The sequence below is a fragment of the Prevotella aurantiaca genome (assembly GCF_015262605.1).
In the GTDB taxonomy this organism is placed as follows: Bacteria; Bacteroidota; Bacteroidia; order Bacteroidales; family Bacteroidaceae; genus Prevotella; species Prevotella aurantiaca.
Map to the genome: position 1 here is coordinate 1 of NZ_JABZSJ010000073.1, position 11151 is coordinate 11151.

General features: G+C 35.5%; 10 protein-coding genes and 2 tRNA genes. 2 read left to right on the top strand and 10 right to left on the bottom strand.

Annotated elements, in window-relative coordinates; all coding sequences use genetic code 11:
* Positions 1 to 215: 215 nt before the first annotated feature.
* The 8 genes from HXN26_RS10030 to HXN26_RS10065 form a co-directional block, all read right to left on the bottom strand.
* Positions 216 to 944: a YebC/PmpR family DNA-binding transcriptional regulator gene (locus HXN26_RS10030; RefSeq protein ID WP_273161064.1), complete on the bottom strand. Its 729-nt coding sequence runs from the start codon at positions 942 to 944 to the stop codon at positions 216 to 218.
* 13 nt (positions 945 to 957) lie between these two features.
* Positions 958 to 3426, bottom strand: a complete 2469-nt coding sequence (pheT, locus tag HXN26_RS10035) for a phenylalanine--tRNA ligase subunit beta (protein WP_273161066.1) — start codon at positions 3424 to 3426, stop codon at positions 958 to 960.
* Between the two features lie 324 nt (positions 3427 to 3750).
* Positions 3751 to 5019 carry an acyloxyacyl hydrolase gene (locus tag HXN26_RS10040; protein ID WP_273161068.1) on the bottom strand — a complete coding sequence of 423 codons (1269 nt, stop codon included), beginning with the start codon at positions 5017 to 5019 and terminating at the stop codon, positions 3751 to 3753.
* 68 nt (positions 5020 to 5087) lie between these two features.
* The gene (locus HXN26_RS10045; protein ID WP_273161070.1) at positions 5088 to 5441 is read right to left on the bottom strand and encodes a DUF7716 domain-containing protein; all 354 of its coding nucleotides are present in this window, start codon (positions 5439 to 5441) and stop codon (positions 5088 to 5090) included.
* A 61-nt stretch (positions 5442 to 5502) separates the two neighbouring features.
* Positions 5503 to 6276, bottom strand: a complete 774-nt coding sequence (locus HXN26_RS10050) for a TatD family hydrolase (protein WP_025000846.1) — start codon at positions 6274 to 6276, stop codon at positions 5503 to 5505.
* Between the two features lie 52 nt (positions 6277 to 6328).
* Positions 6329 to 7024 (bottom strand): hypothetical protein, encoded by a 696-nt coding sequence (locus HXN26_RS10055; protein ID WP_273161073.1) that lies wholly within the window; start codon positions 7022 to 7024, stop codon positions 6329 to 6331.
* A 41-nt stretch (positions 7025 to 7065) separates the two neighbouring features.
* Entirely contained in the window at positions 7066 to 8040 is a 975-nt protein-coding gene (locus tag HXN26_RS10060; protein ID WP_273161075.1) for a polyprenyl synthetase family protein, read from the bottom strand.
* A gap of 63 nt (positions 8041 to 8103) precedes the next feature.
* Positions 8104 to 8898 (bottom strand): energy transducer TonB, encoded by a 795-nt coding sequence (locus HXN26_RS10065; RefSeq protein WP_273161076.1) that lies wholly within the window; start codon positions 8896 to 8898, stop codon positions 8104 to 8106.
* A gap of 151 nt (positions 8899 to 9049) precedes the next feature.
* Between HXN26_RS10065 and porQ the strand changes: the two genes are divergently transcribed.
* Entirely contained in the window at positions 9050 to 9994 is a 945-nt protein-coding gene (gene porQ / locus HXN26_RS10070; protein ID WP_273161078.1) for a type IX secretion system protein PorQ, read from the top strand.
* Positions 9995 to 10029: 35 nt separating this feature from the next.
* Entirely contained in the window at positions 10030 to 10722 is a 693-nt protein-coding gene (cmk, locus tag HXN26_RS10075; protein ID WP_025000851.1) for a (d)CMP kinase, read from the top strand.
* Positions 10723 to 10807: 85 nt separating this feature from the next.
* Here cmk and HXN26_RS10080 read toward each other — a convergent pair.
* Positions 10808 to 10878: transfer RNA gene (locus HXN26_RS10080), tRNA-Gly, on the bottom strand.
* Positions 10879 to 10945: 67 nt separating this feature from the next.
* Positions 10946 to 11018: transfer RNA gene (locus HXN26_RS10085), tRNA-Thr, on the bottom strand.
* Positions 11019 to 11151: the final 133 nt, after the last annotated feature.

Sequence of the window (11151 nt, forward strand, 5' to 3'; positions counted from 1 at the left end):
TTGTCACATAAGAGAAAACGACGCTAAAATAAGCACATTTTTGTCACATAAGCCGGTAGACTAAAAAACTCTAGGTGTCCATTACGACCAACCTTATATAAATAGAAATGAATATCCTAAGTGATTAAGAACACTTTTTTAAGTCTAAAATACAAAAGCCAACCCCATTATTGGTGGGGTTGGCTTTTGTATTTTCTATGATGTTGTGGAGCGTTTTACTCTGCTGGCTTCATATTTGTGTAAACATTCTGTACGTCGTCGAAGTCTTCGAGCTTTTCAATCATTTTGTCAATAGTTTCGCGTTCTTCTTCTGTAACTTCTTTTAAATCGTTTGGAATACGAGTAAATTCGGCAGAAGTAATTTCAAAACCATTGTCTTCCAAGTGCTTTTGTATTTCTCCAAAGCTAGTAGGTTCTCCATAGATAGTTATTTCACCTTCTTCATCGTCTTGATCGAATTCGTCTTCTACACCATAATCAATAAGGTCAAGAATAAGTTCTTCCATGTCGATACCTTCCTTTATCTTGAAAGTAAATACAGCTTTATGGTCGAAAAGGAATGCTAACGACCCTTGTGTACCAAGTGTTCCGTTGAATTTATTGAATACTGATCGAACATCACCCACAGTACGAGTTGTATTGTCGGTTAGAGTGTCTACAAAGATTGCTATTCCATGAGGGCCATATCCTTCGTATGGTACCTCCTTGTAGTCACTTGTATCTTTACCCATTGCATTTTTTATGGCGCGCTGGATATTATCTTTTGGCATATTCTCACGTTTGCAAGTTGCGATAATAGCACGCAAACGTGGATTAGTTTCAGGTTCTGGACCGCCAGCCTTTACAGCAATAGCAATTTCTTTACCCAACTTTGTAAACGTACGAGCCATATGGCCCCATCTTTTTAGCTTTGCAGCCTTGCGATATTCAAATGCTCTTCCCATAGGAATTGTTTATTTATCGGAGTTCTGCTCCGAGTTTTGTTGTTATGTTTTTAATTAATTTCTGCATAATGGCGTCAATTGCTTTGTCATTCAAAGTCTTTGTCTCATCTTGGAGAATGAAGTTTACGGCATAGCTCTTCTTGCCTTCAGGGAGATTTTTACCTTCGTAAACGTCAAAGAGTTCAACTTTCTTTAAAAGTTTCTTTTCAGTTTGGCGAGCAATTTCTTCTATTTGTGCAAATTCTATATTAGAATCTAGCAAGAGTGCCAAGTCACGGCTGACGCTTGGATATTTTGATATTTCTTGGAATTGTAATTTATTTTTTCGAATGGCTTTCATTAACTCAGACCAATTAATATCAGCATAGAAAACTGCTTGCGAGATATCCATTTTCTTCAACAGCTTGTGACTTAAGATACCCATTTCTACAATTGTTTTTCCACCACGAGTTTTTAGTTCTAAGCCTTTATCGAAGATGTTATTTTGTGATATTTCTGCCACAAGTGCATTAGATGCCATGCCAACACGGCGGAGAATATTCTCAACGTTAGCCTTCAGTTCGTAGAAAGTTGATTCTTCATCAGCATGCGCCCACGAACCTTGCACACGTTTACCTGTTATCCAAAGTGCCAAATGATATTCTTGGCGGTAAGCTTTAACAGGATTTTCCTCGCTCCACTTATCTTGTTCGTATCTATAAGTATTGCCAACTTCAAAGAACTTTAAGTTTTGTGCTTTGCGGTTTACATTTCGTCGAACGCTTTCCAAACCACCAAATAGTAGTGTCTGACGCATTACGCCCAAGTCACTAGATAATGGATTCATTATCTTGACAGTTTGTTCCCAAGGATAAGCATTGAGGTCTGCACCCTCATAATACGATTGTGCAGTAAGCGAGTTATTTAGAATTTCGTTGAAACCTGCACCAACAAGCTGTTCACTCACAATGTCTTCTTTATGGAAGTTCTTATCAGCTTCTTCAGCAATAGTGAGAGAAGACTTTAGCTCAGTTGGAATTTCAACATTATTATAGCCGTAAATGCGAAGAATATCCTCAATAACATCGCAAGGACGTTTTACATCTACGCGATATGGAGGAACAATAAGATCAAGTCCTTCTGCATCTTCCTTAACGATTTCCATTTCAAGACTTGTAGCAATACTCTTAATCGTATCTGCACCAAGTTGTTTTCCTATAAGACGATCGGCATATTCGTAGTTCAAACGAACAGGGAATCCCACCATCTTTGTTGGGTATTCGTCGCAAACTTCCATACTTATTTTGCCACCTGCCAATTCTTTACAGAGAATGGCAGCTTGTTTAAGCGCATAAATAGTTCCATTAGGATCAATTCCACGCTCAAAACGGAAACTTGAATCAGTAGAAAGACCATGTCGACGTGCACTCTTTCTAATCCAAGTAGGGTGGAAGTATGCACTTTCTAACACCACATTGCGTGTGTTTTCGTAGGTTCCACTACCTTTTCCACCAAAAACACCAGCTATACACATTGGTTCTTCTGCATTGCATATAGCAAGGTCGTGTTCGCCGAGTGTATGTTCTTCACCATCAAGTGTGATGAACTTCTTACCTTCGTTTTTATCTTTTACTATAATTTGCTTACCTGTTATCATATCTGCATCAAAGCAGTGCATTGGTTGTCCGTAAGACATCATAATGTAATTGGTTATGTCAACAATGTTATTGATAGGGCGAACGCCTATAACATTAAGTTTGTCTTTTAACCATTGTGGACTTTCCTTTACTTCACAATCTGTGATACTTAAACATGCATAGCGACGGCAAGCATCAGTATTTTCTATCTTAACTTTAATAGGAAGGTCATTATTATCTACTGTAAACTTATCGCAGTTAGGACGATGTAATGCTGTTTTGTAACCATTTTGTTTCAACCATGCATATAGGTCGCGTGCTACACCATAATGACTTAATGCATCAGCACGATTGGCAGTAATGTCTATTTCAATTAACCAGTCGCTATCGAGTTGATAATATTCAGCTGCAGGCATACCTACTTGTGCATCTTCGGGCAAAACAATAATTCCATCATGACTTGTTCCTATGCCGATTTCATCTTCAGCACAAATCATTCCCAAACTTTCAACACCTCTAAGCTTACTTCTTTTAATAGTAAAAGAGTCGTCACCATCATATAAAATACAGCCTAAATCTGCTACAATAACTTTCTGCCCTGCTGCAATATTAGCTGCACCGCATACAATTTGTTGTGGTTCGCCTTTGCCAAGGTCTACTGTTGTAACATGTAAATGGTCAGAATTTGGGTGTTCTTCACAAGTAAGCACTTTACCTACAAAGAGTCCTTTCAGTCCACCACGAATAGTTTCAACCTCTTCTACGCTTCCAACTTCTAAACCTGTTGAAGTTAGTGCAGCCGCTAATTCCTGTGGTTCAAGGTTGAAATCAACGTATTCCTTTAGCCAATTATATGAAATATTCATTTATCTTGTTGTTTTTATTTATCTACGATGTCGTATTTCAAATACATTAAGTAAGTGCAAAAGTACTAATTTTCATCAATATACACAAATCATATAACAAGCATTTTAATAATAAGCATGTTCTGAAAAATATACATAGTGATAAACGTGCAATAAAATGATTTTATGCTTTGTATCTTTTTAATTTTATTTGGTATATTTTTCTTTCCTCTCCATAATTTATTTCAATATACTCTTTCAAGATGAAAGAAACTTCAACATTTGAAAGTTAAGCTCTTTAAGGTTCTTCAATTATCAAGTATATATTAGAATCATTCCCTGTAATTACCGTTTTAGAATGAAAGGGTAGGTGATAACTAACTCAGTAAATGCAGCTTTAGTAGTATGTGCTTTTACGTTTATGCCTAACTTTAATCCATTTAAAGATGGGAACGAATAGTTTACACCAACTCGCTCGTATATTCTTCCTGCTAGTTCTCTATCCATTGAGCCCATTCTGCGAAGTAAGTAAGTACCCAAAGCAACGTTTAATGATAAGTTGTTGTAGAAAATTTCGTGTTTTCCCGCAATTCCTACCGACCAAGGTTTGCAATCTATATTATTGCCGTCTTTTTTTTCTAATTGCTCAATATGTTGCGCATATGTATTATAAAAAGCATCTATTCCTATTCCAGAAGCCCATCTACGTGCATACCTATACATTAAATTAGCCTGTAACGAATAAGTAGGATATCGTTTGAAATCTCCAGTACGATAATTAGGCTCTGAAATTGATGTGCGGAATTGTGTTATTTGCCAATCTTCAACCAACGTTTTAGCACCGATACCGGCAGTTATATCAAGATATAAATATTTTTTAAAAGGGGCGGATTGGAAACTATCATGCTCTTTGATAAGAGTTTCGTAATAAGGAAAATAAACAATACCAACAGATGGTCCAATACTATTAGAACCTTTGTTTGGACGATAGAGTGCACCATTGCTATGATGAACAAATTCTAAACTTGCTCTTACACCCCAATTTGGAGCAAAGCGATAAGTTTGATGAATTCCAGCTCCAAAATACACAAAAAATGGAGTTCCTATAAAGTCGTTGTCTATATTATTTTCTTTGTTGTACCATTTGCGAGTGTAACCAACTCCACCACTTAACGAATAAGACGTTTCCCAATGATAGTTACGATGTATGGCACGCTGAAAAGTACCATATAAAGAAAGAGTATTGCCCAAATGAGAGTCGTATGGTACTTCTTCTGCTTTTCCCCATGCAAAATCGGGAGTTCTATGAAAGCGTACATTACCATTCATAGTATAACGCAAGCCAATTGATAATGACGGATAATTGAAATCTCTTGCGAATGAATTATGATCAGAAGGAAGATAAACATGATTAAATTCTAAAGCAATAGAGCTATTTCCTCCTTCTTTTAAATATTTACGTTGGTTTTTATCTAAGGCGATAACTTTACTTTTCATCACACTTAAAGTAGCCCCCCAATGTTGTATAGAGTCTTTTTCTATAACATCTGCTTGTATAACCACATTGGCAAATGCTATAAATAGAGTAATTACATATAGTTTTTTAATGCTCATGATACACATATTTTACAAGAGTTAATCCTCTCCTATGCTGATTCTATTAGATTTGAGAAAATAATTTCCTATAAATCTTTAAATGTGTCATACTTAGAATAATAATTTAATGCCAAGATATAATCATCAATTATAGGATTATTTTTTTGTTCGAGAACATTCATAATTACATCTTCAAATTGTTCTCCATAATATAAAAGATTTAAAGATTCTTTGATAATAAAGTCGGGATAAACTTCTTCTTCATTGTCTGAAACTGTTGGATACACGTCTAAATAACAAATTAGCTCAGGCTTTAAAGTTTCATCACACGCATACAAACAATAATTTTCGTCTGTAAATCCACCTTCTTTGATTTCCTTAGATATTATCTCTATTATTTTGCTCAATTGATAAGGCTCTTGTAGATTGATTTTTCCCATTTCTATTATCTAATTGCTTTATAGAACCTGTTGAAAATGTTCGTTATGATATATTCCTTATTTAGTAAATTCCAAATATTCGTTCTACATTTTTATTTGTTTGTATGGCTATTTCATCTTCTGTTGTATTATAAACTTCAGCCAATTTGGTAACAATGTGTATCAAAAACGAACTTTCGTTGCGCTTTCCTCGTAAAGGAACAGGTGCCATATATGGAGAATCGGTTTCAAGAACTATACGTTGTAAGGGAACAGACTTTAATGTTTCTGGTAGATTTGATTTTTTGAAAGTAAGTACTCCACCAATTCCCAAAACGAAATTATCAAATGACAATAGCTCTGCAGCTTCTTTTTCATTTCCCGTAAAACAATGGAAAACTCCACCTGGTAGTTGATCTTTATACTTTCCAAGTATTTTAACCATTTCGTTTTGCGCTTTCCTGCAATGTATCATTAACGGTAAACGTGTTTCAATAGACCATTTTACCTGTTCTTCGAAAGCTATTAACTGCTCTTTTTCAAACTCTCTGCTCCAATAGAAGTCTAAACCTATTTCACCAACAGCAATGTAGTTGTTATTTTCAAGTAGCACTGTTTTCATTTTCTTAAGTACTTCTTGATAATCATCTTTCACTTCTTCGGGATGCAATCCCAACATAGGATAGGCAAAGTTTGGAAATAACTTACAGACGTAGTTTATTGATTCGATAGAATTTAAATCAATTGCTGGTACCAGAACTTTTGAAACTCCAACATTTCTAGCTCTTTCTACCACTTCTTGAATGTCTTCTTTAAATTCTATTCCATCTAAATGTGTGTGTGTATCTATTATCATATATTTTTACCTCTTCGTAAGTCTTTATTTAATACTTTTTTATTATTGAATGTTACAAGCGTTGCTCGTTTCTTCTATAATAGTATATAACACCAAATCTTTGGCATTCGTTAAAGCGCTCTTTAGGTGGAAGGTCTGCAAAATGACTTTCTATTGCATTCCATAATTCTAAAATTAATTCATCTATTGCAGGACGCAACTTTGCTATTACTCGATTATCTTTATTTGTGCGTTCTTGCAGTTTTCGTTGTGCTGTATAGGCCTCATTATAAATATCGAAATGTGTAGCTACCATTCCTATCGAAGGATTGTAAATAGCTTTCCCACCTTGTTTCACTCTTTCTTTTTCCCCTGCAATAATTTGAGGTCCCCATTGCAATAACCCATCGGCTGACTTTATATTGGGCAACGATGTTGTGTCTTCGTTTAATCCGTAAAGTAGAAGTTGCTTTCGTTTTATCTCTCCACGCTCTACTGACATTAGTAGCACTTGAATAAAATGGCTAAGAAACATACTTGCACGATATTGCTGACCATCCATTTTTCTCGCATTCCTAACTTGTGCAGACATTGATATCTTATATTGTTCGGTAGCTGTAAGTAGATGGTCATGAAGCGTTTGGGCATTATTTATTAACTTCCAATCAATGAATTTATTTCTGACAGTATAAATATCATTGTTATCTAATAGTGTCTTAAGTGCTTTTAGTCGGGCAGCATCGGTTTTTGGTAAACGTCTGTACGGCATATAAAGAATAATTAATGTAAATAAGAAAAGAATGATGAGTCTTATTTCTGACGTTTCATCATTTTCGCTGCATATTCAGCCAATGCTTCTTTCCTTTCATTAGGTATTTTTACAGCGTCGAGAAATTTCTTACCTTGTTCATAATAGAAATCCATTTTCTCTTTTGCAAGTTTATCTACACCAATCTCATTGTACAGTCGTGTTACAGCTGCAATTTTTTCTTCGGTATCGAAATCGCTTTTATTTATCCATTTTTCAAGTTCTGCTCTTTGTACTGCATTTGCTTGATTGAATGCAGTGATTAGCATGTAAGTCTTTTTATTTGATGTTATATCCCCACCAATTTTCTTTCCGAATACTTTAGAGTCACCATAAACATCAAGATAATCGTCTTGAAGTTGGAAAGCCAATCCTATTTGTTCGCCAAACTTATATAAGTTTTCTGCATCTTCTTTATTTGCATCAGCTAAAATTGCGCCCATCTTTGTTGCACAAGCAAGCAAAACGCTGGTTTTTAGACGTATCATTTCGATATATTCTTCTATTGTTACATCGTTACGCATTTCAAATTCCATATCGTATTGTTGCCCTTCACCAATTTGTAATGCAGTTTCTGTAAAGAGATGCAGAATTGTTTCAAGATGTTTTGTATCGCATTTTGCCAATCGTTCATAAGCTAATACTAACATGGAATCACCAGAAAGAATTGCTTGATTAGCATTCCATTTCTTATGCACAGTTTGTTGTCCACGTCGTAATGGAGCTTCGTCCATTAGGTCATCGTGCAGAAGCGTATAGTTATGATAAGTTTCTAATGCACAAGCTGAAGATAGAATGTCTTTCGGATTATCTTTATATAGGTTGTAACTTAATAGCATAAGGATAGGACGTATGCGTTTACCACCTAAATCCAATACATACTTAATAGGTTCGTATAGACTTTCTGGTTTGCGTTCGTAAGAAAGACTATTTAAATATTGGTTTACAATTTCCAAAAGTTCATTAGATGTGTACATGTCGAAATGGATTTTATATTTTCTGATTTGAATTTTAGTTGTCTTATAGGTTGTTCTTGTTACCTACAAACTAAATACAATGGGTATCTCTAATAACGATTTGCAAGGTTTATTATTTTGTATGCCTGGCTTCCACTTTCCCATTGTGCTGACAACCTTTAATACTTCTTCTTCAAAGTTAGGATTTTTTGCTTCTTTTATTTTGATGTCGCTAACTATTCCGTCGGGATTTACAATAAAAGTAACATTCACGATACCTTGCTGTTTGGCATGTATTGCTGTTTCGGGATATTTTATATTCTTTGTGAGCCATGTCATGAAGAAACTCCAACCTCCTGGTGGTGTAGGTGTTTCTGACAAGATACGCTTGCTGACTTTATCATCGTAGCGTTCTATTCTTTTATCGGCATCATCATCTGTAAACTTATTTTTTTCTTTTTTATCTACTTCTTCTACTTTAGTTGGGTCTGGTAATGATGTTTCTTGTTGTGTAAGAATAGGAGTATCGCTAATATTTGGGGCAGCTGTTTTTTCATCGTTCGAAGTTGTATTTCCAACTTCGTGTGGTGTAACCTTTTGTGGCGTATCACTTCGTTTAATATTAAGCATATCTTCCACAGATGGTTTATCATTATTTTTTTCTTTTGCCAAATTTTGTTGATCAATGGCAGGCATCATCTCTTGATCATGTATTTTTAAGTCCTTTAGCAAGTTAGTCTTCGTTTGTTTATCAGTATCGTCTTGTGTAGAATATTCAATTGCAACAAAGAAAATAGACAATGCCACTATCAGACCAAGCATAAAACCTATCCAACGCTTGTTCTCTAAATCTGCATTATTTGACTTCTTTGTTTCCACTTTTAAACACTAAATCCCGTCCTACAACGTTATATACTATATGCAAAGCATTAACTCAGGAGTTAAATATGCCGACTGCATAATCAATAGACAAAAGTAATAAGATATTCGGAAAAAGATGTATCTTTGCCAATAAATTAAAATACATTAAATGAAAAAGTATGTTTTAGCCCTTTTTCTTGGGATATTCTCAATAATATCGCAAGCGCAGGAAAGTCAGACTGAATATAATTTCCTACGTTTACCAATTAGTGCACATGCTTCAGCTTTAGGCGGTGATAATATTACTATTATAGAAGACGATGCTTCGCTGATGTTTTCAAATCCTGCTTTGGCTTCATCTGTTAGTGACATGACAATAGGACTTAGCTATATGAATTATATGAAAGGTGCAAACTATATGGGGGCTTCTTTTACTAAAGCAATGAATGACAAGTCGACGCTTGCAGGCGGAATTCAATATATGAACTACGGTAAGATGAAAGAAGTAGATGAGAATAATGTGCAGACAGGCGAATTTAGTGCTAGTGAAATTGCTGTTGAGGCCATTTTTTCTTATGAACTTGCACGCAACTTAGTTGGTGGTATAACAGGAAAATTCATAACATCATATATTGGAAGTTACAATAGTATTGCTGTTGGTGTAGATTTAGGTCTTAATTGGTACGACCCAGAACGTCAGTGGTCTGTATCGGCTGTTGCAAAAAATCTTGGTGGTCAAGTAAAGGCTTATGATGATAATTTTGGAAAGATGCCTTTTGATTTACAATTAGGAGTGAGTAAAACTTTTGCAGCGCTACCAGTACGTGTGTCGGCTACGCTTGTAGACCTTACTCATTTTAATTACCGATTTATAAATCACTTGAACTTAGGTGCTGAAGTTTTACTTTCCGAAAGTTTATGGATAGGTGGTGGTTATAATTTCCGCCGAGCAAACGATATGACAATTGGCGTTGGTGACGATGAAAGTAGTCATGGTGCAGGTTTTAGTTTTGGTGGAGGTATCAATCTCGAACGTTTCAAACTGAATGTTTCATATGGTAAATATCATGCGTCAAGTAACTCTCTTATGGTAAACTTGGCTTATATACTTTAATTTCATTTGAATATAAACTAAAAAATAAATATTAGATGAGGAAGATAACAATTGCTATTGATGGTTTTTCTTCGTGCGGAAAGAGCACAATGGCAAAGGATTTGGCACGTGAATTGGGTTATATCTATGTAGATACGGGTGCAATGTATCGTTGTGTTACACTTTATGCTTTGCGACATGGAATAATTGATACAGATGGTGCAATCAACCTACCCAAATTAGAAGCCGAAATTCCGAATATAAATATAAGTTTTAAGCTTAATAAAGAAACTGGTCGTCCCGATACTTACCTTAATAATGTGAATGTGGAAAGCGAAATTCGTACGATGGAAGTATCTTCTCATGTAAGTCCTATTGCAGCTATACCATTTGTTCGTGCTGCACTTGTTGCACAACAACAGAAAATGGGTGAAGAAAAGGGCATTGTTATGGATGGTCGCGATGTTGGAACTGTAGTATTTCCAAATGCTGAACTGAAGATTTTTGTAACTGCATCGCCTGAAGTAAGAGCGCAGCGCCGTTATGATGAACTTAAAGCAAAGGGTCTTGAAGCTGACTTTGAAGAAATTTTAGAGAATTTAAAGCAGCGCGACTATATTGATTCGCATCGTGAAGTTTCTCCTATGCGTAAAGCTGATGATGCCATCGAATTGGATAATAGCCATATCAGCATTGCAAAACAGAAGCAATGGCTCATAGAACAATATAAGCGTGTGTGCGGAAAATAATTTATTCTTTTATAGAAGTAAAAAAAGCTGGAAAGAATACTTATTTCTTTCTGGCTTTATTGTTTGAAGTTAGCATAAAAGGAAGAGCGGAATACGGGAATCGAACCCGCCTCCCAGGCTTGGGAAGCCCGTGCACTACCGATGTGCTAATTCCGCTTGTTAATACTATAAATGTAGAAATCGGTATTTGTACTTTTATTGGAAGTCTTCTTTTTAATAGAAGAGCCGATACCCGGACTCGAACCGGGGACCTACGCATTACGAATGCGTTGCTCTACCAACTGAGCCATATCGGCAAAAGCAATGCAAAGGTACATACAAAAAATGGAATATCGCAAATTTATGACAGATATTTTATAGTTGTTATTTGCTAAATAGTCGTTCCTTAAAAACTATATTTCAGCATAAAGCTTGTATTGACAAGCTCTA

Bases quoted from the DNA above. Each gene is read 5' to 3' on its own strand.
- cmk (WP_025000851.1), top strand. From the start codon at position 10,030: ATGAGGAAGATAACAATTGCTATTGATGGTTTTTCTTCGTGCGGAAAG.
- HXN26_RS10060 (WP_273161075.1), bottom strand. From the start codon at position 8,040: ATGTACACATCTAATGAACTTTTGGAAATTGTAAACCAATATTTAAAT.
- porQ (WP_273161078.1), top strand. From the start codon at position 9,050: ATGAAAAAGTATGTTTTAGCCCTTTTTCTTGGGATATTCTCAATAATA.
- pheT (WP_273161066.1), bottom strand. From the start codon at position 3,426: ATGAATATTTCATATAATTGGCTAAAGGAATACGTTGATTTCAACCTT.
- HXN26_RS10055 (WP_273161073.1), bottom strand. From the start codon at position 7,024: ATGCCGTACAGACGTTTACCAAAAACCGATGCTGCCCGACTAAAAGCA.
- HXN26_RS10045 (WP_273161070.1), bottom strand. From the start codon at position 5,441: ATGGGAAAAATCAATCTACAAGAGCCTTATCAATTGAGCAAAATAATA.
- HXN26_RS10030 (WP_273161064.1), bottom strand. From the start codon at position 944: ATGGGAAGAGCATTTGAATATCGCAAGGCTGCAAAGCTAAAAAGATGG.
- HXN26_RS10050 (WP_025000846.1), bottom strand. From the start codon at position 6,276: ATGATAATAGATACACACACACATTTAGATGGAATAGAATTTAAAGAA.
- HXN26_RS10040 (WP_273161068.1), bottom strand. From the start codon at position 5,019: ATGAGCATTAAAAAACTATATGTAATTACTCTATTTATAGCATTTGCC.